This is a genomic window from Comamonas sp. FG99 (assembly GCF_057808605.1).
The window spans coordinates 46,822-67,175 of record NZ_JBMDII010000011.1 but is presented as its reverse complement, the minus strand read 5'-3'; the positions used below and the strand labels follow the sequence as shown (position 1 = coordinate 67,175).

At 68.1% G+C, this 20,354-nt stretch carries 23 protein-coding genes; 5 read left to right on the top strand and 18 right to left on the bottom strand.

Annotation, left to right across the window (positions count from 1 at the left end):
- Window positions 1-9: 9 nt before the first annotated feature.
- Window positions 10-633: a hypothetical protein gene (locus ACODRX_RS09645; protein ID WP_488871226.1), complete on the top strand. Its 624-nt coding sequence runs from the start codon at window positions 10-12 to the stop codon at window positions 631-633.
- Between the two features lie 89 nt (window positions 634-722).
- Window positions 723-3,314, top strand: coding sequence for a bifunctional aconitate hydratase 2/2-methylisocitrate dehydratase (acnB, locus tag ACODRX_RS09640; protein ID WP_488871225.1), 2,592 nt, complete (start codon window positions 723-725; stop codon window positions 3,312-3,314).
- Window positions 3,315-3,378: 64 nt separating this feature from the next.
- On the opposite strand, the gene ACODRX_RS09635 is transcribed toward acnB, so the two are convergent.
- A complete protein-coding gene (locus ACODRX_RS09635; protein WP_488871223.1) occupies window positions 3,379-4,203 on the bottom strand; it encodes a helix-turn-helix domain-containing protein in 825 nt (274 codons plus the stop codon).
- A 134-nt stretch (window positions 4,204-4,337) separates the two neighbouring features.
- On the opposite strand from ACODRX_RS09635, the gene ACODRX_RS09630 reads away from it, so the two are divergent.
- A complete protein-coding gene (locus ACODRX_RS09630) occupies window positions 4,338-4,760 on the top strand; it encodes a hypothetical protein (RefSeq protein WP_488871317.1) in 423 nt (140 codons plus the stop codon).
- A 1-nt stretch (window position 4,761) separates the two neighbouring features.
- Here the strand turns inward: ACODRX_RS09630 and ACODRX_RS09625 are convergent, their stop codons facing one another.
- From ACODRX_RS09625 to ACODRX_RS09595, 7 genes are read right to left on the bottom strand one after another with little or no spacing between them, the layout of a single operon-like run.
- Window positions 4,762-5,103 carry an EthD domain-containing protein gene (locus ACODRX_RS09625; protein WP_488871222.1) on the bottom strand — a complete coding sequence of 114 codons (342 nt, stop codon included), beginning with the start codon at window positions 5,101-5,103 and terminating at the stop codon, window positions 4,762-4,764.
- Window positions 5,104-5,133: 30 nt separating this feature from the next.
- A complete protein-coding gene (locus ACODRX_RS09620) occupies window positions 5,134-5,886 on the bottom strand; it encodes an SDR family NAD(P)-dependent oxidoreductase (protein WP_488871220.1) in 753 nt (250 codons plus the stop codon).
- Between the two features lie 38 nt (window positions 5,887-5,924).
- Window positions 5,925-6,302 carry a RidA family protein gene (locus ACODRX_RS09615; protein ID WP_488871219.1) on the bottom strand — a complete coding sequence of 126 codons (378 nt, stop codon included), beginning with the start codon at window positions 6,300-6,302 and terminating at the stop codon, window positions 5,925-5,927.
- On the bottom strand, window positions 6,299-7,213 hold the full coding sequence (locus tag ACODRX_RS09610) for an alpha/beta hydrolase (RefSeq protein ID WP_488871218.1): 915 nt from the start codon (window positions 7,211-7,213) through the stop codon (window positions 6,299-6,301). Before ACODRX_RS09610 ends, ACODRX_RS09615 begins: the two co-directional genes overlap by 4 nt.
- Window positions 7,214-7,217: 4 nt before the next feature.
- Entirely contained in the window at window positions 7,218-8,207 is a 990-nt protein-coding gene (locus tag ACODRX_RS09605; RefSeq protein WP_488871217.1) for an NAD-dependent epimerase/dehydratase family protein, read from the bottom strand.
- 8 nt (window positions 8,208-8,215) lie between these two features.
- Complete coding sequence (locus ACODRX_RS09600; protein ID WP_488871215.1) at window positions 8,216-9,211, bottom strand: Bug family tripartite tricarboxylate transporter substrate binding protein; 996 nt, start codon at window positions 9,209-9,211, stop codon at window positions 8,216-8,218.
- A 45-nt stretch (window positions 9,212-9,256) separates the two neighbouring features.
- Entirely contained in the window at window positions 9,257-10,327 is a 1,071-nt protein-coding gene (locus tag ACODRX_RS09595) for a porin (RefSeq protein ID WP_488871315.1), read from the bottom strand.
- 106 nt (window positions 10,328-10,433) lie between these two features.
- Between ACODRX_RS09595 and ACODRX_RS09590 the strand changes: the two genes are divergently transcribed.
- Entirely contained in the window at window positions 10,434-11,123 is a 690-nt protein-coding gene (locus tag ACODRX_RS09590) for a GntR family transcriptional regulator (protein WP_488871213.1), read from the top strand.
- On the opposite strand, the gene ACODRX_RS09585 is transcribed toward ACODRX_RS09590, so the two are convergent.
- The 7 genes from ACODRX_RS09585 to badH all read right to left on the bottom strand — a co-directional run bounded on the left by ACODRX_RS09585 (window position 11,101) and on the right by badH (window position 17,833).
- Window positions 11,101-11,559 (bottom strand): MaoC/PaaZ C-terminal domain-containing protein, encoded by a 459-nt coding sequence (locus tag ACODRX_RS09585; RefSeq protein ID WP_488871212.1) that lies wholly within the window; start codon window positions 11,557-11,559, stop codon window positions 11,101-11,103. The two genes, ACODRX_RS09590 and ACODRX_RS09585, sit on opposite strands and share 23 nt — an antisense overlap.
- The gene (locus tag ACODRX_RS09580) at window positions 11,549-12,031 is read right to left on the bottom strand and encodes an FAS1-like dehydratase domain-containing protein (RefSeq protein ID WP_488871210.1); all 483 of its coding nucleotides are present in this window, start codon (window positions 12,029-12,031) and stop codon (window positions 11,549-11,551) included. The genes ACODRX_RS09585 and ACODRX_RS09580 overlap by 11 nt, the downstream gene beginning before the upstream one ends.
- The gene (locus ACODRX_RS09575) at window positions 12,022-13,236 is read right to left on the bottom strand and encodes an ABC transporter substrate-binding protein (protein ID WP_488871209.1); all 1,215 of its coding nucleotides are present in this window, start codon (window positions 13,234-13,236) and stop codon (window positions 12,022-12,024) included. The genes ACODRX_RS09580 and ACODRX_RS09575 overlap by 10 nt, the downstream gene beginning before the upstream one ends.
- A gap of 55 nt (window positions 13,237-13,291) precedes the next feature.
- The gene (gene aliA / locus ACODRX_RS09570; RefSeq protein WP_488871208.1) at window positions 13,292-14,935 is read right to left on the bottom strand and encodes a cyclohexanecarboxylate-CoA ligase; all 1,644 of its coding nucleotides are present in this window, start codon (window positions 14,933-14,935) and stop codon (window positions 13,292-13,294) included.
- Window positions 14,936-15,056: 121 nt separating this feature from the next.
- Window positions 15,057-16,214 carry a cyclohexanecarboxyl-CoA dehydrogenase gene (gene aliB, locus ACODRX_RS09565; protein WP_488871207.1) on the bottom strand — a complete coding sequence of 386 codons (1,158 nt, stop codon included), beginning with the start codon at window positions 16,212-16,214 and terminating at the stop codon, window positions 15,057-15,059.
- A gap of 25 nt (window positions 16,215-16,239) precedes the next feature.
- Window positions 16,240-17,022: a 2-ketocyclohexanecarboxyl-CoA hydrolase gene (badI, locus tag ACODRX_RS09560; protein ID WP_488871206.1), complete on the bottom strand. Its 783-nt coding sequence runs from the start codon at window positions 17,020-17,022 to the stop codon at window positions 16,240-16,242.
- 43 nt (window positions 17,023-17,065) lie between these two features.
- Entirely contained in the window at window positions 17,066-17,833 is a 768-nt protein-coding gene (gene badH / locus ACODRX_RS09555; protein ID WP_488871204.1) for a 2-hydroxycyclohexanecarboxyl-CoA dehydrogenase, read from the bottom strand.
- Between the two features lie 132 nt (window positions 17,834-17,965).
- On the opposite strand from badH, the gene ACODRX_RS09550 reads away from it, so the two are divergent.
- Complete coding sequence (locus ACODRX_RS09550) at window positions 17,966-18,484, top strand: MarR family winged helix-turn-helix transcriptional regulator (protein WP_488871202.1); 519 nt, start codon at window positions 17,966-17,968, stop codon at window positions 18,482-18,484.
- Between the two features lie 75 nt (window positions 18,485-18,559).
- Here the strand turns inward: ACODRX_RS09550 and ACODRX_RS09545 are convergent, their stop codons facing one another.
- From ACODRX_RS09545 to ACODRX_RS09535, 3 genes are all read right to left on the bottom strand, one after another.
- Window positions 18,560-18,757 (bottom strand): hypothetical protein, encoded by a 198-nt coding sequence (locus tag ACODRX_RS09545; protein ID WP_488871200.1) that lies wholly within the window; start codon window positions 18,755-18,757, stop codon window positions 18,560-18,562.
- A complete protein-coding gene (locus ACODRX_RS09540) occupies window positions 18,754-19,275 on the bottom strand; it encodes an ATPase (RefSeq protein WP_488871199.1) in 522 nt (173 codons plus the stop codon). Before ACODRX_RS09540 ends, ACODRX_RS09545 begins: the two co-directional genes overlap by 4 nt.
- 100 nt (window positions 19,276-19,375) lie before the next feature.
- Complete coding sequence (locus ACODRX_RS09535; RefSeq protein WP_488871198.1) at window positions 19,376-20,266, bottom strand: LysR family transcriptional regulator; 891 nt, start codon at window positions 20,264-20,266, stop codon at window positions 19,376-19,378.
- Window positions 20,267-20,354: the final 88 nt, after the last annotated feature.

The following is a 20,354-nucleotide window of genomic DNA, read 5'->3' as shown; positions in this document are numbered from 1 at the left end:
GGAGTTGTGATGAAAAAAAGCTTGATCTCTTTGCTGATCCTGGTGCCTGCGATGGTGATGGCCCAGACCAATGGCAAGCCCGCCGCGAAACCTGCGGCCAAGACGGCGGCAAAGGCTGCGGCCAAGCCGGCAGCCAAGAAGGCCACAACCGCCAAGCAGGCGCCGGCCAAGTCCACCAAGAAGGTGTCGACCAAGGGCAAGAACAACCCCGCCGGCAGCCGCACGCAGCTGCGCAGCGCCACCAGCCAGGTGGCCAGCGGCGTGGCCGCCGCCGAAGCCGCGCTGACCCCGGCCGAATTGGCGATTGCCGAGGGCGTGTACCAGGGCCACATCCAGTGCGAGCTGGGCGCCACGGTCAACATCAGCAAGGACAGCGTCAACCCCGGCTACTTCTTCGTGGAAGGCAAGGGCTTTCGCTACCACATGTCGCCGGTGGCGACCTCCACCGGCGCGGTGCGCCTGGAAGACGCCAAGCAGGGCGCCATGTGGCTGCAGGTGGCGAACAAGTCCATGCTGATCAACCGCAAGCAGGGCCAGCGCATGGCCGACGACTGCCAGAGCACCGAACAGCTGAAGTTTGCCGATGCCATGAAGAGCCAGCCCGCCAGCGACCTGCTGGGCGGCTCCAAGTAAGCAAGGCATGCCAAATTGAAGGCCCGCCAGCGATGGCCGGCCGTGGGTAAACCGTAAGCCCGCATCGATATCAAAAACCGGAGAAAACCATGTTGAAAGCCTACCGTGACCATGTGGCCGAACGCGCCGCACTGGGCATCCCCCCACTGCCTCTTGCGCCCCAGCAGGTGGCCGAGCTGATCGAGCTGATCAAGAACCCGCCCGCCGGCGAAGAGGCGTACCTGCTGGATCTGCTGACCCACCGCGTACCCCCGGGTGTGGACGATGCGGCCAAGGTCAAGGCCTCGTTCCTGGCCGCGGTGGCGCATGGCGACATCCAGGTCGGCCTGATCTCCAAGGCCAAGGCCACCGAGCTGCTGGGTACCATGGTGGGCGGCTACAACGTGCATCCGCTGATCGAGCTGCTGGACGACGCCGAAGTCGCCGGTGTGGCCGCCGATGCGCTGAAGAAGACGCTCTTGATGTTCGACTTCTTCAATGACGTGGCCACCAAGGCCAAGGCCGGCAACGCCAAGGCCCAGGAAGTCATGCAAAGCTGGGCCGACGCCGAGTGGTTCACCTCGCGCCCCGAAGTCGACAAAAAGATCACCGTCACCGTCTTCAAGGTGCCCGGCGAGACCAACACCGACGACCTGTCGCCCGCGCCCGATGCCTGGAGCCGTCCGGACATTCCGCTGCACTACCTGGCCATGCTCAAGAACACCCGCCCCGACGCGGCCTTCAAGCCCGAGGAAGACGGCAAGCGCGGCCCGATGCAGTTCATCGACGACCTCAAGAAGAAGGGCCACCTGGTCGCCTACGTGGGCGACGTGGTGGGCACCGGCTCCTCGCGCAAGTCGGCCACCAACTCCATCGTCTGGGCCACGGGCCAGGACATCCCCTTCGTGCCCAACAAGCGCTTCGGCGGCGTGACGCTGGGCGGCAAGATCGCCCCCATCTTCTTCAACACGCAGGAAGACTCGGGCTCGCTGCCCATCGAAGTGGACGTCTCCAAGCTGGAGATGGGCGACGTCATCGACGTGCTGCCCTATGACGGCAAGCTGGTGAAGAACGGCGAGACCGTCGCCGAGTTCCAGCTCAAGAGCGATGTGCTGTTCGACGAAGTGCGCGCCGGCGGCCGCATCAACCTGATCATCGGCCGCTCGCTCACCGCCAAGGCCCGCGAAGCCCTGGGCCTGCCCGCATCGACCGCCTTCCGCCTGCCGCAGGCGCCCGCGGCTTCGAACGCCGGCTTCACGCTGGCGCAGAAGATGGTCGGCCGCGCCGTCGGCCTGCCCGAAGGCCAGGGCGTGCGCCCCGGTACCTACTGTGAGCCGCGCATGACCACCGTGGGCTCGCAAGACACCACCGGCCCCATGACCCGCGACGAGCTCAAGGACCTGGCCTGCCTGGGCTTCTCGGCCGACATGGTGATGCAGTCCTTCTGCCACACCGCGGCCTACCCGAAGTCGGTGGACGTCAAGACCCACCGCGAGCTGCCGGCCTTCATCAGCAACCGCGGCGGCGTGGCCCTGCGCCCCGGCGACGGCGTGATCCACAGCTGGCTCAACCGCCTGCTGCTGCCCGACACCGTGGGCACCGGCGGCGACTCGCACACGCGCTTCCCCATCGGCATCTCCTTCCCCGCAGGTTCCGGCCTGGTGGCCTTTGGCGCCGCCACCGGCGTGATGCCGCTGGACATGCCCGAATCGGTGCTGGTGCGCTTCAAGGGCGAAATGCAGCCCGGCGTGACCCTGCGCGACCTGGTGCACGCCATCCCGCTGTACGCCATCAAGGCCGGTCTCTTGACCGTGGCCAAGGCCGGCAAGAAGAACATCTTCTCGGGCCGCATCCTGGAAATCGAAGGCCTGCCCGAGCTGAAGGTGGAACAGGCCTTCGAGCTGTCCGACGCCTCGGCCGAGCGCTCGGCCGCCGGCTGCACGATCAAGCTCAACAAGGAGCCGATCATCGAGTACCTGAAGTCGAACATTGTGCTGATGAAGAACATGATCGCCGACGGCTACGCCGATGCCAAGACGCTGCAGCGCCGCATCGAGAAGGTCGAGGCCTGGCTGGCCAAGCCCGAGCTGCTCGAAGCCGACAAGGACGCCGAGTACGCCGCCGTGATCGAGATCGACCTGGCCGACATCAAGGAGCCCATCGTCTGCTGCCCCAACGACCCGGATGACGCCAAGTTCCTGTCCGAAGTGGCCGGCACCAAGATCGATGAAGCCTTCATCGGTTCGTGCATGACCAACATCGGCCACTTCCGCGCAGCCGCCAAGCTGCTCGGCGGCCAGCGCGACATCCCCGTCAAGCTGTGGGTGGCACCGCCCACCAAGATGGACCAGAGCGAGCTGATCAAGGAAGGGCACTACGCCGCCTTCGGCACCGCCGGCGCCCGCACCGAAATGCCCGGCTGCTCGCTGTGCATGGGCAACCAGGCGCAGGTGCACGAAGGCGCGACGGTGATCTCCACCTCGACCCGCAACTTCCCCAACCGCCTGGGCAAGAACACCAACGTGTTCCTGGGCTCGGCCGAGCTGGCCGCGATCGCCTCGCGTATTGGCAAGCTGCCCACCAAGGAAGAGTATCTCAAGGAAATGGGCGTGATCGATGCCGACAAGGCATCGGTGTACCGCTACATGAACTTCGACCAGATCGAGGAATACGCGGACGTAGCCAAGGGCGTGACCGCCTAAGCTGCCAGGGGCCTTCGGGGCCTGCTGCCGAAAGCCCGCGGGACGAAGGTCCTGCGGGCTTTTTTCATGGCGCGGCCGCCTGCCGCAGCTGCTGCAGCGCCGCCTGGGTCTCGGCGTTGGCCGGGAAGAAGGACTCGACGGCCAGCTCTTGCAGCGTTACGTCCACCGGCGTGCCAATGATGGTGATGGTGCTGATGAAGCTCAGTGTGCCCAGCCGGGTGCGCAGCTCGAAGGGCACGGCGATGGGGCTGGGCGGCGGGGGGCTGCGCTTGTCGTCGAACGGGTAGGCCGCAATCTCGTCGTGCAGCGCCTGCAGCTCGCCATCGGCCGTGGCGGCGATCTGCTGCTGCAATCGGTGCAACAAATGGGCGCGCCACTGCGCGACATTGGCCAGGCGCGGGCCCAGGCCCTCGGGGTGCAGGCTCAGGCGCAGCACGTTCACCGGCGGCGCCAGCAGCTGCGGCGCCACGCCGTCGAGCAGCAGTGGCACGACGGCGTTGGCGGCCACCAGGTTCCAGTGCCGGTCCACGGCCAGCGCGGGGTTGGGCTCGTGGCCTTTCAGCACCAGGTCCACGGCCTGGCGCGCGGCCGCCAGCTCGGGGTGATCCAGCGGCCGCGCCTGGTACATGGGTGCGAAACCCGCGGCCACCAGCAGCACGTTGCGCTCGCGCAGCGGCACCGACAGGCGCTCGGCCAGGCGCAGCACCATCTCGCGGCTGGGCTGGGCGCGCCCGGTCTCCACATAGCTCAGGTGGCGGGTCGAGACCTCGGCCTCGAAAGCCAGGCTCTGCTGGCTCAGGCGCCGGTGCTGGCGCCAGTGGCGCAGGTGGTCGCCGAACGGGGCGCGCGCGCCGGGCGGCGGGGAAGAGAGGGCTGGGCTGGAGCTCACGGCGGCATCGTAGCGGCTGGCCGCTGCGCGCGGCCATGACCTCCGAGGTTATCGACGCGCTGCAGCCGCGCCGCAATCATGGAGCCCAGCAGCCGGCATCGGGCCGGCCGCCCACTTTCCCACAGGAGTTCACCATGTCCATCTTCGCTTCGCCCCGCTTTCTTCCCCGTGTGATGGCTGCCGACGCGGCCTCGTGCGCCGCCACCGGCGCGCTGCAGCTGGCCGCCACGCAGCCGTTGGCGGCGCTGACGGGCCTGCCGGTTCCCTTGCTGCTGGGCACGGGTGTCTTCCTGCTGGTCTATGCGCTGGCCGCCGCGTGGATGGCGCGTCGCCAGCCGGTGCCGCGCACGCTGATCGGCCTGGTGGCCGCGGGCAACCTGGGCTGGGCGCTGGGCTGCCTGGCGCTGATCTTCGGTTCCGGCCTGGCGCTGAGCGCCTGGGGCGTGGCCTGGGTGGCGGCGCAGGCAGTCGTGGTGTTGGCCCTGGCCGATCTGCAGGTGGCCGGCCTGAGCGCCACGCGCCATGCGGCGCAGCGCGGGCAGCAGGTGGCGGCCTGATTCAGTCCGCGACCACGCGCTCGTCGGCAATGACTTTCTGGGTGATATGGAACAGGCGCCCGGTGAACCACGGGGCCGCCTGCGCCAGCCGGGCCTTGAGCTCCTGCCGCACCGGGTCGAGAAAGGCCTGGCGCATGGCTTCCTCGCTTTCGTAGGCCGACTCGAAGGTCAGGTGCAGCAGGGGGCCATCGTCTTCGATGGACAGGGCGCGCAGCACGCGTATCGACTGCACGCCGGGAAAGCGCCTCATCAGCGGCACGATTTCCGTGGTGACCAGGGCGTCGAGCCTGGCTATATCCTGGGGCTGCACGCGTCCTTCCAGGCAGGCGGTTCTGACAATCATCGAGGAATCCCCTGGGGTTGCGGGCCCCGGTCAGGCACCCAGGCTGCCAAGCGACTTGCCGCCATCGACGAACAGGGTCTGGCCAGTGATGAAGCTGGTGCGGGCCGAGGCGAAGAAGGCGATCGCATTGGCGATCTCGGCGGGGGCAGCCGGCCGGCCCGACGGCTCCAGCGCGCTGGCGGCGGCATGCTGCTCGGGCGTCAGGGAGCGCGTCATGCCCGTGTCGGTGAAACCCGGCGCCACGGAGTTGACCGAGATCTTCTGTGCGCGCAAGTCGATGGCCATGGCACGGGTCAGGCCGACCACGCCCGACTTCGAGGCCACGTAGTGGGCAAAATGGCCGGTCCCCAATGCGGCCCGCGACGAAACGGTGACGATGCGCCCGCCGGGCTGCATGCGCCGCGAGGCTTCCTGGCAGCAGATGAAGGTGCCGAGCAGGTTGACATCGAGCACGGCGCGGAAGTCCTCGTCGGTGATGTCCTGGAAGGCCTGCATGGGGCCGATGCCCGCCGCGCAGACCAGCACATCGACCCGGGCCTGCGCGGCGAAGGCCTCCGCAATGGCCGGGCGGTCGCGGATGTCCGCCGCGTGGGCACAGGCGTCCAGGCCTTCATGCCGCAGTCCGGCCGCCGCCTGCGAGACGGCCTCCTGGCTCCGGTCGAGAAGGATGACGCGAAAGCCCTCTTCGGCCAGCCGCCGGGCCGCGGCCAGGCCGATGCCGGAGGCGGCGCCGGTGACAAAGGCGGTTTCCTTGCCAGAATCTGGCGATGGTGTGGGTTTCATGCTGTTTCTTGAGGTTGATGGGGTTGAGGGGCGGGCCTTCAGGAGCCTGTGCAGGCATAGGCCACCATCTCCACGCGCATGCCGGGCGCGACAAGGCCGCGCACCGCCACGCTGGAGCGGTTGGGGTAGGGGGCTGCGAAGAACTCGCGATAGACGCGGTCGATGGCGGGCATGTCGTTTTCATCCACCATGTAGATCAGCACCTGGGCCACGTCGCTCATGCATCCGCCGGCTGCGGTGATGGCATGGCGCAGGTTTTCCAGCGTCAGCCGCGTCTGCTGCTCGACGGGGCCGGTGTCGATCGAGCCGTCGGCGCGCACCGGGCCGTGGGTGGTGAACAGCAGCCCGCCGGCTTTCACTGCCCAGGAGAAGGGCTGGCCGATGGCGGGCAGGCCGGTGTCGACGATGTGCTTCATGCGGATGCCTCCAGGATGCTGGCCAGGCGCCGGTACCAGGGGACCTGGGGCGTGCGCAAGGCGGTGTGGGTGGAGAAATGATCCAGGCCCGCCTCGACCGAGAGCGAGCAGGGCGTGCCGGCCTGCCGCAGCCGCTGCGCAAGCTCCTGGTTGGAGCGCTGCACGCGCTCGCTGTCGTGCTCACCGTAGCTCAGATGCATGGGCACGGTGCTGCCCGCGCTCCAGTGGACGGGGCTCATGGCGGCATCGTCGCCGGGCTCGCGCAGGACCAGGGTGTAGACGCGCTGCTCCAGGCTGTTGGGTTCAGGGGCCGGGTGGTGCAGGTCCATGATGCCGCTGATGGGCAGGCAGGCGCGCACGGCTTCGGCCGGTATGCCGGCCTTGCGGGCATCGGCCTGCCGCAGCGCGATCAGGGCCGCCAGGTGGCCTCCGGCGGAATGGCCGGCCAGATGCAGGCGCTGCGCGTGGCCGCCATAGGCCTCGGCGTGGTCGAACACATGGCGCAGCGCGGCCAGGCCGTCTTCGTAGGCGGCGGGCAGCCGGTGCTGCGGCGCGAGCCGGTAGGACGGGGCCACCAGGATGCAGCCCAGCGCCGCGACCAGCGGCGCCATGAAGCTGGCATAGCCGCGGTAGCCGTTGGTCCAGCCGCCGCCGTGCCAGAAGAGCAGGAGTGGCGCGCCCCGGGCGTTTTGTGGGCCAAAGACGTCATAGCGCTGCAGCGCATGCGGGCCGTAGGGCACGCCCAGGCGCACGTCCAGGCCGCCGGTTGGTAGCTCGCGCGCCCAGCCCATGACCTGGCGCGCATAGGCCTTGGCCTGCGGAAAGGGCAGAGGCATCTGGTGGTCGGGGTCGGCCAGCGAGCAGGGGACATCGGCCGGGAGGCATTCGCCGGCAAGATACTGATCCTGCATGGGCTTAGTCCTCCTTGGAAATGCAAAAGGGCGCAAAGTGCGCGATGGAGTCGCCGAGCGCGTGGGTGGGCTGCCACGCAAGCTCGTGCGCCGCGGCGGAGATGTCCGATGCGGCTCTGCGCACATACGCAAAGCCCGCGAAGCCGCCCCGCGGCTCCACCCGCATTTCAACCCGCAGAGCCGGGTAGCCATGGCGCACGCTGGCCACGAAGTCATCGAAGCCATGCAGCCGGCCGAGGCCAATGTGGTAGATGCCTTGTGCCGGATGCGCGGCATCCAGCGCCGCGACATTGGCCAGGGCGCAGTCGCGGGCGTCGATGAATTCCTCGCCGCCCTGCCAGACGAGATAGGGATCGTCGATGACGGAGACTTCACCCCGGGCGGCGGGGCCGGCCAGCGACGAGAGCACGCGCGCCGGCACCGAGGTGCCTGGGCCGCTCCAGGCGCTGATGACCGCGGCATAGCGCAGCGATACGGTATCGACGCCGTACAGGTCGCGGTAGAGCAGCGCCAGATGCTCCGCGGCCACCTTGGTTGCCGCATAGAGGGAGCCGGGGCGGTGGCGGATCGAGCGCAGTGCGAAGTCTTCGGGAAGGCTGTCGCCTTCGAATTCGCCGAATACGGGGTAGCCGACGGTCGTGGAGCTGGCGAGGACGACCCGCTCCAGCCGGTGCCGCCGGGCGATCTCGAGCACATGGGCTGTGCCCATGACGTTGACCTCCACGCCTTTGAGCGGGTTCTGGCGGATGGCGGTGGACAGCAGGGCCGCTGTGTGGACGATGCGGCGCACGCCGTGGTTCTCTACAAGCCGGGTGAGCTGGGCATGGTCGGTCACGTCGGCGGCTTCGATGCGGACCCGGGGATCGTCTACGATGGTGGCGATTGCCGCGCGGGCGGGCGCCACGTCGACCAGGAGCACGGACTCTCCGCGCTGCGCCAGCAGGTGGGCGGTATGGCAGCCGATCACGCCGGCACCGGTAACAAGTGTGGTCATGGCGTTCTTCAGTTGGCCTGGATGCCGAAGTCCTTGACGACCTTCTCGTAGCGCTGGTAGTCGCTCTGCACCAGCTTGCCCAGCGCGGCGGCGTCGCCGCCGGCGGGGGCTAGCGCCAATGTTTCCATGCGCGCGACCACGTCGGGCATCTTGAGGATGGCTTCACAGTGCTGGTTGAGCAGCCTGACCAGTTCCGGCGGCAGGCCCTTGGGGCCCATCAGCGCCTGCCAGGCGCCGACCTCGACACCCGGGTAGCCCAGCTCGGCGAGGGTGGGCACCTGCGGCAGGAAGGGCGAGCGCCGGGCATCGGCGACCGCGAGCGGCACCAGCTTGCCGGTCTTGATGTAGGGCGCCACTGGCCCCAGCGTCGTGTACATCATCGGCACCTGCCCGCCGACCAGGTCGGCCACGGCCGGCGCGCTGCCGCGGTAGGGGATCTGGGCGATCTTCACGCCGGTGGCCCGGTCGAACAGCTCGCCCAGGATGTGCATGGGCGAGCCGTTGCCGGGGCTGGCATACGAGGTGATCTTGCCGGCCTTCACGCTGGCCAGCAGCTCCTTCACCGACGAGACGCCCGAGGCCGCCGTGGCCACGACGAACAGCGACTGGCTGCCCAGCTGCGAGATGGCGGTCAGGTCGCGCACCGGGTCGACCTGCGCGCCCGCCACGCCCTTGAGCACATGGGGCGTGATGGTGATGGTGTTCGGGGCTAGCAGCAGCGTGTAGCCGTCGGGCACGGCCTTTGCCACGTACGCGGTGCCGATGGTGCCGGCCGCGCCGGTGCGGTTCTCGACGATCACCGGTTGGCCCAGGCGCGTGGTCAGCTTTTCGGCGATGACGCGCGCCAGCACGTCGGTGTCGCCGCCCGCGGGGTAGGCGACCACCAGGGTGATGGGCTTGTGCGGATAGCGGTCGGCGGCCAGCGCGGGGGCGCTGCCGGACAGAAGGCCGAAGGCCGTGGCGCATGCGGCGGCAAGGAAGGTGCGCCGGCGGGATACTTGCATGGTGGGTTCCTGCGATTGGTTGTTGAGTATGGGGGAGGCTCCGGCCTAGAAGCTGTGCCGGATGCCGAAATTGAAGGCGCGCGAGCCCAGGCCCTGCTCGGTGGCGTTGCCAACGCGGTAGAAGCCCGTCTTCGAGGTTGCCGGCGCGTTGTTGTCTATGCGCGCGATGGAGGTGTAGAGCGTGGTGCGCTTCGACAGAAAGTAGAGGTAGCCGAAGGCCCACTGGTTGGCGTCGAAGTTGGCTGCCGTCTTGTCGTCCTTGCGGATGTACGAGGCCATGAAGCGGCCCGCTCCGTTGGGCACGCTGACACCGAGCAGCAGGTCGCGCGAGTCCTGGTTCACGATGCCGAAGACGGCGGAGCCCTTGTTCACCACGTAGTTAAAGTGCGCCGTGGCGACGCCGAAGTCGTAGGTCGCGCCGAGAAAGCTGAGCCGGCCGGCTTTGCCGCTTGCATCATTGACGCTGTGGTAGCCGAGCTTGACATAGGCGGGGCCGGATGCATAGCCGAAAGCGCCGCCATACTGCCGGTTGGCCTGTGCGTTGCCGGCGGCTTCGCCGAAGCCGTAGACCGCGTCGGCCACCAGGCCGCTGGCTGACTTGTAGGTGTAGCGCAGCGTGTTGTCCATGCGGTTGTTGCCGCCGGCGCCGCCCGCGCTGATGAGGTTGGCGGAATCCCCCGCCAGGCCGGTGACGAAGGGATCGGTCTCGGTCTGGATCAGTGCCACGGGCGTGTATTGGCGGCCCAGCGCGAGCAAGCCGAATCTTCCCTGGATACCGACCGCTGCCTGGCGGCCGAAGGCCAGGCCGCCTTGTGCCAGGCCGCCGGTGTCCGCCAGCAGGCCCGTCTCCAGCGTGTAGAACGCCGCCAGGCCGCCGCCCAGATCTTCGCTGCCCTTGAAGCCCAGGCGCGAGCCCGAGGCGACGCCGCTGGTCAGCTTGTTGGCGCTGGCACCGTTGGGGCCGCCGCTCTCGCGCACAAAGCCGAGGTCCACGACCCCGTAAACCGTGGTGCCGCTTTGGGCCATACTGGATGCCGGAACCAATGCCAGGGCAGCGCTCAGCGAGGCGATGCATGCGGGTGACAGTGGCGGGCGTGCCTTGGCCTGCTGGGCCATGGGTTGGGTGGAATAATGGAGATTCATATTTCATGAAATATTTGTGATTTCATGAAATTTAAGATATTTGATGAAAATCAATATGAGGATAAGCTCTCGTACACCTATGGACGAAAATGGAGTACCGGATGACAAGGGCGATGCCGGATCGAGGACGGAGCGCGCCTATCAGCGCCTGCGGGTCGAGATCCTGCGGGGCGAGCTGGCGCCCGGCCAGCGCCTGCGGGCGGCGGATCTGGATGAGCGCTTCGGCCTGGGGCTGACGCCTATCCGCGAGGCGCTGGTGCGCCTGGACATGGAGGGGCTGGTGTCGGCCGAGTCCAACCGGGGGGCCAGGGTGCGCGGAATTTCAGCGCCGGAGTTCGCCGACCTGATGAAGACCCGCCGCGATATCGAGCGCCTGTGCCTTGCCGAATCGGTGCGGCGCGGCGATGCCCGCTGGGAGGCGGAGGCCATTGCCTCGCTGCACATGCTGGCCCATGTTCCGCTGCCGGATGACGGCAGCCCCGCGGCGCTGTCTTCCGAGTGGGAGTCGCAGCACCGGCGCTTTCATACGGCGCTGGTGAGCGCCTGCGGCTCCGAATGGCTGCTGCAGTTCTGGAACCAGCTGGTCGATCATTCGGAGCGCTACCGCAAGATACGCCTGCATGGCCCGCTGGTTGCGCGGGATGTGCAGGCCGAGCACCAGGCCTTGCTCGATGCGGCCCTGCGCCGCGATGCCGATGCGGTCATCGCGCTGATGGAGCAGCATCTGCGCGGCACCGAGCAAGCCGTCAATGCGGCGCTGGGCTGGTAGCGGCTGCAGCCGCGGGTGGGCCCAGCGCCACCACCGCCGTGCCCCTGAGCCGTGGCTCGCCCGCCTGGTTGTGGGCCAGCAGCTCGAGGCGCACGCAGGGCGTGGCGCCGTCGTGGAACTTGCCGGCCACCGTGGCGCGGCAATGCACCTCGTCGCCCAGGTGGGTGATGGCCACGAAGCGCAGGCTCAGCTGCCGGATCGTGCCGGGCTCCACCCAGCGGGTGAGCAGGCGCGCAAGATAGGCGGCCGACAGCATGCCGTGCGCGAACACGTCGGGCGCGCCCGCCTGCCGGCGGGCGTAGTCCTGGTCGATGTGCAGCGGGTTGTAGTCGCCCGAGGCGCCGGCGTACAGGCCGAGCGTGTGCCGGGTGATGGCGCCAAGCACCAGCGGGGGCAGTGTGTCGCCGACGGCGAGGGCGTCGAAATCAGGCGGCATGGGCATTCCCCGGCCCTGGCATCGGCGCGCGCACGGCCATGACGCTGCGCAGGTCGGCCAGCGCGCGGCCCTGGCTGTCGCACACCCGGTTGTGCCATTCGAACAACCCGAGGGTGCCGCCTTTGCGCAGCTTGAGCTGGCCGATGCGCGGCTCGAAGTGCAGCGTCTGGCCGGCGAAGGCCGGGCGGTGCCAGCTGAAGTGCTGCTCGCCGTGCAGCACATGCGCGTAGTTCACGCCCAGCCGTTCGTAGATCTCCAGCGGGTTGGGGCCTTCCATGGCCAGGCAGAAGAAGAAGGTGGGTGGCACCAGCGGCGCCGGATGGCCCGCGGCGCGCGCCGCCGCCTCGTCGTAGAACACCGGGTTCTCCTCGCCGGTGGCGCGCGCGAAGGCGCGCAGGCGGCCGCGCTCCACTTCGGCGCTGAAGGGCGTCAGCGCGCTGCCCGCCAGCGCCGGGTCCCAGCTCACTTCCACAGCGCGCAGCGGCTCTCGGCCTTGGTGGTGAAGACGGCTTCGCCCGGCATGGTGGCGACCCGCTTCACATAGTCCCAGGGCATGGTCGACTCGGCGGGCGACTTGACCTGCATCAGGTACATGTCGTGCACGTAGCGGCCGTCGGCGCGCACATGGCCCTGGGCGTAGAAGTCCTTGAGCGGGGTCTGCCTGAACCAGGCCATGACCTGGTCGGCATCGGTGCTCTTGACCGCCTGCACCGCCTTGAGCCACTGCAGCGTGGCCGAGTAGTTCGCGGCCTGGATGTCGGTGGGCATGCGCCGGGTCTTGTCGAAGAAGCGGCGGCCGAACTGGCGGCTTTCGTCATTCAGGCTCCAGTCCCAGCTGGTGGTGAACAGCAGGCCTTCGGCGTTCTTCAGGCCCATGCTGTGCACGTCGACCAGAAAGAGCATCAGGCTGGCGACCTTCATGCTCTTGCCGATGCCGAATTCGCGCGATGCCTTGAGCGCGTTGATCATGTCGCTGCCGCCATTGGCAATGCCGAGGATCTGCGCCTTGGAGCTTTGCGCCTGCAGCAGGAAGGAGGAGAAGTCGGCCACGCCCAGCGGGTGCTTCACGCTGCCTACGAGCTGGCCGCCATTGGCCTTGATCACGCTGGTGGCATCGCGCTGCAGCGCCTCGCCGAAGGCATAGTCGGCTGCCAGGAAGAACCAGCTTTTGTAGCCCTGCTGCAGCAGGGCGCCGGCCGTGCCCTTGGCCAGCGCGGTGGTGTCCCAGGCGTAGTGGATGGTGTAGGGCGAGCATTGCTCGTTGGTCAGCGCCGAGCTGCCGGAGCCGTTGACGATGAAGACCCGCTTCTTCTCCTGCGCCAGCTTGGCCATGGCCAGGGCCGCGGCGGAGTGGGTGCCGCCCACGAGCATGCGGATGTTCTGCGTGTCCATCCATTCGCGCGCCTTGGAGGCGGCGATGTCGGCCTTGTTCTGGTGATCGGCGCTGAGCAGCTCGACCGGCTGGCCGTTGACCTGGCCGCCGAAATCGTCGATGGCCATCTGGATGGCCAGGGCGCCGTTCTTGCCGTCCAGGTCGGCATAGGCGCTGGACATGTCGGTCAGAAAGCCGATGCGGATTTTCTCCTGCGCCTGCGCCTTGGCGGGGCCGCTCGGGCTGCCCAGGCCGAGCAGGCCGAGCGCGATGCACAGGGCGAGATGTGGCTGGCGTGCCTGCATGTGTGTCTCCTGGCTGTTTTTTTCGGATTCTTGCGGGGCGGGCGGGCGAGCCCAGTCAGGGCGCTTCGCCCTCCAGCAGCTCGCGCAGCTTGAACTTCTGGATCTTGCCGGCCGGCGTGGCGGGCATGGCCTCGCGCACCAGCAGGCGCTCGGGGATGTATTGCAGCGCCACCTTGCGCGACTTGAGGAATTCGACGATCGCCGGCAGGTCGATCTGCTGGCCGGGCTTGGGCACGACCACGGCACAGGCGCGCTCGCCCAGGCGCTCGTCGGGGTAGGCCACGACGGCGGCCATCGCGATGGCGGGGTGCTGGTAGAGCAGCGATTCGATCTCCACCACCGGAATGTTCTCGCCGCCGCGGATGATCACGTCCTTGCTGCGGCCGGTGATGCGGATGTAGCCGCGCTCGTCGATGCGGGCCAGGTCGCCGGTGTCGAACCAGTCGTGCGCGTCGGTGCCGTTGAGCTGGGCGCGCTTGAGGTAGCCGCCGAAGTTGGAGCACGAGCGCAGCAGCAGCTTGCCCGGCGTGCCGGCGGGCAGCGCGCTGCCGTCCACGTCGACCACCTTCACCTCCACGCCGGGCAGCGGGCAGCCGTCGGTGTGGATGGAGCGCTCGTCTTCGTCGCCCGGCAGCGTGGTGGTGACCGCGCCGTTCTCGCTCATGCCCCAGGCGGAGATGATCTTGGCGCCCAGCGCGGCGCGCGCCTGCTCCACCAGCGGCCCGGGGATGGGCGCGCCCGCGCACAGGAAGATGCGCAGCGTGGGCACCGCCTGGCCGCTGTCGGCCACGGTGCGCGCCAGGTCGGTGAGGAAGGGGGTGGAGGCCATGGTGAAGCTGACGCGCTCGCGCTGCACCAGCGCTATGGCCTGCCTGGGCTCCCAGATGTCCTGCAGCACCGCGCCGGCCTGCAGGATGATGGGCATCATCAGCCCGTACATGAAGCCGGTCTGGTGCGCCATGGGCGAGGCCATCAGCACCACGTCCTCGGCACCCAGCCCCAGGCGCTGCGCGTAGGGGATGATGTTGGCGATCAGCGAGTTGGCCGAGTGCATCACGCCCTTGGGCTCGCCGGTGGTGCCCGAGGTGTAGATGAGCTGGGTCACCTCGTCCGGGCCGGGGCGGTGGCGGGTGAGGATGCCCCGTGCATCGGGTTCGCTCTCCCAGGCCGGGCCGCTGAGCAGCGCCTCGAAGCTGTCCGGCCCCTGGCCGCCCACCGCGATCACCTGCTGCAGCTGCGGCAGCGTGGGCTGCAGCGCCCGGGCCATGGCCTCGAAGTCGAAGCCGCGAAACAGCCGGGGCACGATCAGCACCTTGGCCTCGCCATGCCGCAGCATGAAGGACAGCTCGCGCTCGCGGAAGATATGCATCAGCGGGTTCATCACCGCGCCCAGGCGCGAGCAGGCCAGGTAGGTGAGGGTGAACTGCCACCAGTTGGGCAGCTGGCAGGCCACCACGTCGCCCGCGCCCACGCCCAGCCGCGCCAGGCCCAGCGCGATGCGGTCGGCCATCCGTGCCAGCTCGCGGTAGCTGAAGCGCTGCAGGGCGCCGGTCTCGACCTGCAGCGCGGTCAGCGCCGGCTTGTCGGGGCAGGCGGCGGCCGCGGCGTCGAGGTAGTCGTTGATGGTGTGCTCGTGCCACAGGCCCTGGGCGATCATGCGCTCACGGCGTGGGGGCAGCAGGACGGCGTCGAATTGCATGCTTGTCTCCTTGGGATTTATATAAAAAAGTGAGCTGCTATCGCTTATAAATAAACAGTTTCAAATAGTTTTATTATTGAAATCATTGATATATAAGCGCTAGAAGCTATGCTTTTATTGTTCAGGCCGGCACGAAACGGCGGCCGGCGCGGGTGCGGGCGATGATGGTCTTCATGATCTGCGCGGTACCGTCGCCGATCTGGAAGCCCAGCACATCGCGCAGGCGCTGCTCCATCGGGCCCCGGTCGTAGCCGCCGTGGCCGTGGCTCAGCAGGCACTGGTGGATCACGTCGTAGGCCAGCTTGGGGCCCCACCACTTGGCCATGCCGGCCTCGGCGCTGTGGGGCAGGCCGCGGTCCTTGAGCCACAGGCCCTGCAGGCACAGGAGGCGCGCGCCCTCGACCTCGGTGTCGTAGGCGGCCAGCGGGTGTGTCACGCCCTGGAAGGCGGCCAGCGGCTGGCCGAAGGCCTGGCGCTCGGTGATGTAGCTCCAGGTTTCGTCGAGCGCCGCGCGCGCCACCGCCAGGCACTGCAGCCCGATCAGCGAGCGCGAGAAGTCGAAGCCCTGCATCACCTGCACGAAGCCCTGGTTCTCGTCGCCCAGACGATGGCTGACGGGCACGCGCACGTTCTCGAAGAAGATGGAGCCGCGGCCGATGGCGCGCTGGCCGTGGCAGTCGAAGCGGTTGGTGGTGATGCCGGGCGCATCCATGGGCACGAGCAGCGCGGTCACGCCGTGGGCGAGCGACTCGGGCGTGCCGGTGCGGCCGAACACCACGCAGATGTCGGCCTGGTCGGCGGCCGAGATCGAGGTCTTCTCGCCGTTGAGGATGTAGTCGCCGCCATCGCGCTCCACGCGCAGGCCCAGGCGGGCCGCGTCCGAGCCGCCGCGCGGCTCGGTCAGCGCGATCGCGCAGATCGCCTCGCCCGCGAGCAGCCGCTCCAGCCAGGGCCGCACCACCTCGGGCTCGCCGTAGCGCGCGAGGATCTGGCCGTTGAGCGAGGCCAGCAGGTTCAGGTACGAAAAGCTCAGGTCGGCGCGGGCGATCTCCTCGTGGATCACGCCGGCCGCCAGGCACCCCAGCCCCAGGCCGCCGAAGGCCTCGGGCAGCTCGGGCAGGATCAGGCCCAGCGCGCCCATCTCGCGCAGCAGGGCGCGGTCGAGCGTGCGGCTGCGGTCACGCTCCAGAAAGCCCGGCGCCACGCGCTCGCGGGCGAAGCGCCGCGCCGCGTCGGCCAGCGTCTGCAGGTCTTCGGTGATATAGGGGTTGGCTTGCATCGCGCGTGCTCCTTGGCTCGGGTCTTTACTTGGCGTACTTGCGGAATTCGGGCTTGCGCTTGTCCTTGAGCGCGTTCACGCCCTCGCGCGACTCGTCGCTGTCGTAGTAGAGCTTGAGCGCATACATCCCCATGCCGGCAATGCCCGCCTGGTGGGCCGTGTCCATGTTGAAGCTGCGCTTGGCGATGGCGATGGCGGTGGGGCTGCGCTCGCAGATGGTCTCGGCCCACTCCTGCACGGTGGCGTCGAGCTGCTCGGGCGGCACGCAGATGTTGGCCAGGCCCATGGCCACGGCCTCGGCGCCCGAGTAGCGCTTGTTCAGGTACCAGATCTCGCGCGCCTTCTTCTCGCCCACCACGCGCGCCAGGAAGGCGGTGCCGTAGCCCGGGTCCACCGAGCCCATCTTGGGGCCGACCTGGCCGAAGATCGCCTTCTCGGAGCAGATGGTCAGATCGCAGATGGTGCACAGTACGTTGCCCCCGCCGATGGCATAGCCCTGCACGCGGGCGATCACCGGCTTGGGCACGTCGCGGATCGCGGTGTGCAGCTCTTCCATCGGCAGGCCGATGGTGCCGCGCCCGTCGTAGTTGCCATCGTGGGCCGATTGGTCGCCGCCGGTGCAAAAGGCCTTGTCGCCCGCGCCGGCGAGTACGATGGCGCCCACCGCGCGGTCGTAGCCGGCCTTGTTCAGCGCACGGATCAGCTCGTCGCAGGTGGTGCCGCGAAAGGCGTTCATCTTCTCGGGCCGGTTGATGGTGATCCAGGCCACGCCGTTCTTCACTTCGTACAGGATGTCTTCGAAATTCATGGTGCTTGCTCCGGTTGGGGGAATGGGGTTCGGTGGGGGGCGCTCAGCCGTTCATCGTGAGGCCGCCCGAGACGCTCAGCACCTGGCCGGTGATGAAGCCCGCGTCGTCGCTGGCGAAGAAGGCGATGGCGCCGGCCAGATCGTCGGGCTGGCCCAGGCGGCCCAGCGGAATGGCGCGGGTGAAGGCCTCGCGCAGCTTCTCGGGGTTGGCTGCGCCCTCGGCGAAGCCGGCCAGCAGCGCGGTGTCGGTCGGGCCCGGGCAGACCACGTTCACCGTGATGCCGTGGCGCGCATGCTCGCGCGCCAGCGTCTTGGACAGCGCCACCAGCCCGCCCTTGCAGGCCGCGTACACTGCCTCGCCCGAGGAGCCGACGCGCGCCGCATCCGACGCCACGTTGACGATGCGGCCCTTCTTGCGCTCGGCCATGCCGGGCAGCACCGCATGGTGCATGTGCAGCGCGCCCACCAGGTTGATCGCGATCAGCTGCTGCCACTCGTCGGGCACCGTCTTGAGGAAGGGCTTGAACACGTCCCAGCCGGCGTTGTTGACCAGCACGGCTATGGGGCCGAACTGCGCCTGCGCCGCGGCCACCGCGGCGTCGACCGAGGCGCGGTCGGTGATGTCGCAGCCAAAGGCCGCGGCTTGGCCGCCTTCGGCGGCGATGGCCTGCGCCACCTGGGTTGCGGCTTCGAGGTTGCGGTCGAACACCGCGACCCGCGCGCCCTCGCGCGCCAGGCGCCGGCAGGTGGCGCCGCCGATGCCGCCGCCGCCGCCGGTGACGATGATGGTCTGGTCCTTGAGGTTTTGCATGCTTGTATCTCCTGGAGTGCTGGGGTTGCTATGCTTGCGGGTGGGCCAGCAGCTGCTGGCATTTGAGTAAATATGTTGCATATATTGGGCGATGAATGGAAAATCGTCAAGCCCTTTTTGGACAGGTGGCGTATGAAAAATATAGAGGAAAACACTGAGATTGTGCGAACCGAGCTGGCCAATCGCCTGTTCTTCAAGCTCTATCAATGTGCAAATATGTTGCATAAAACCGGCTCCAGGGCAGTGGAGTCGGAGGGTTTGACCACGCAGCAGTGGGCGGTGATGGGGGCGCTGTCGCGTGCGCCCGAGGGCCTGAGCATCGGCGCGCTGGCGCGTTATCTGATGGTGAGCCGGCAGAACCTGGCCGGGCTGATCAGCCGCATGGAGCGCGAAGGCCATGTGGCCAGCGCACCCGACGGGCGCGACCGGCGCTCACGCCTGGTGGCGATGACCGAGGCCGGGCGTCGCACCTGGGAGGTGGGTGCGCAGGCCCGCATCCAGGACTACTACGGCCAGGCGCTTGAGGGTTTTTCAGTCAGCGACCAGGTGCATGCGCTGCACTACCTGCTGAAGCTGCTGGACAATATGCAGCGCATCGACGAGGCGCAGGGGGCGGATGGTCGGGATGCAGAGGAGGCCGAGGCCGTATAGGCTGGGGATAAGAGGCCGGTGCCTGCCTGTCTGGGATGATATTCCGTGGCCGCGCAAGCGCCCGGAGCGTGCCAGTCAGTCCTTCTTGTCCGCCGATGCGGTGTGGCGCAGCTCTTGTGCCGACACATGCACGATCCGTCCATCTCGCACAATGACGATGCCGGTGTCCGTCTGGATAGCCGTCTTGCGGGCCAGCGCGGCGGCGCGCTCCATGGCCGCCACCGATGTGCGCAGGTCGGGGTCTTTGGCCGTGGAAATATCGGGCGTCTTCATGTGTTCTCTCCCCATTCAAGCAGGGCGGGCATGGCACCCGCATTGTCATACAAAGCCCAGGCATCCACTTTGGTCTTGTAGTGCCGGTCGAAGTTGCGCCGTCCGGCTGCAAAGCGACGCCGAATGACGGATTCGGGTATGTCGTGTCCGCCCTGGCTCACGCGCTCGGCCACGCGTGCCATGGCTGCCTCGGCGCTGGGCAGGGTCAAAAAATACAGCTTGACGCGATAGCCCTGCGCGCGCCATTGGTCGATGTGCCGCAGATAGCCCAGCCCGGCCAGCGTGGTCTCGAAGGCAAAGCTCTCGCCTCGCCCCACGCAGGTGGCTACCTCCTCCAGCATCAGGCGTCCCGCCTTGATGGCGGCAGCCTCTGGCGCGAAAGGTGACAGCCCCGCCGCGATCAGGTCGGCGTTGATGAAGCGCGGACACTGCGCCTCTTGCGGCAGGAAGGAGCGGGCGAAGGTGGTTTTGCCCGCTCCGTTGGGGCCTGCGATGATGATGATCTTCTTTTCGGTCATATGGCCGGTAAGCGAGGGCTGGCTTAATTATCCATGTCTCAAGGCTAGTGAAGGTGTTCGTGGAGGGCGGCGGGCCGGCATCACCGCTCCCGGAATGCCCCTACTGCAGCCCCGCCGCCGCCTCCCGCAGGCACTGCAGCAGCGCCTGCACCAGCGGGTTGGCGGGCGAGCGGCGCCACATGGCCAGCATCTCGGACGAGGGGTGCGCGCCCTGCAGCGGGCGAAAGCGCAGGTGCGGCATGCCCACGCGCTCCAGCGCCGCGGGCACCAGGGCCACGCCCTGGCCCAGCGAGACCAGTGAGATCACCGACAGCCAGTGCCGCACCTCGTGGCGCACCTCGGGCGCGAAGCCATGGGCCAGGCACATGTCGTAGATGCGCTGGTGGTAGGCGGGCGAGACCAGGCTGGAAAACAGGATCAGCCGGTCTCCCTGCAGCTCGGCCAGGTCGATGCTCGCATTGCCCTGCAGCGGATGCTGCTCGGGCAGGCAGACCACGAAGGGCTCCTCCACGATCAGCTGGCTTTCTATGCCTTCGGGCGGCTGGATGGAGTGCACCAGCGCCATGTCGAGCCGCATCTGCTGCAGGCCCAGGATCTGCTCGCCGCTGTTGGCCTCCAGCATGTCCACCCGCACCTGGGGGTGCGACTGCTGCAGCCGCTCCAGCGCCTGCGGCAGGCCGCGGTACAGGCTGGAGCCGACGAAGCCCAGGCGCAGGTGGCCGCGCGTGCCCTCGGCCACGTCGCGCGTCTCCTGCGCGGCCTGGCGGCTCAGCGCCAGCAGCTGGCGCGCCTTGCCCAGCAGGTGCTCGCCGGCGGCGGTGAGCCGCACGCCCTTGCTGCTGCGCACGAAGAGCTGGGCCTGCAGCGCCTCTTCCAGCTGCTTGATCGCCACCGACAGCGGCGGCTGCGAGATCGACAGGCGCTGCGCCGCCCGGCTGAAGTGGAGTTCTTCCGCCAGGGTGACGAAGTAGTGCAGCAGCCGCAGTTCCATGGTGTCTATATTAAAAAAATATCAGTTCAGATTTTAATAATATTTGACGCGAATACTCCATGCTGCTGAAAATTGCGGCAACACATTC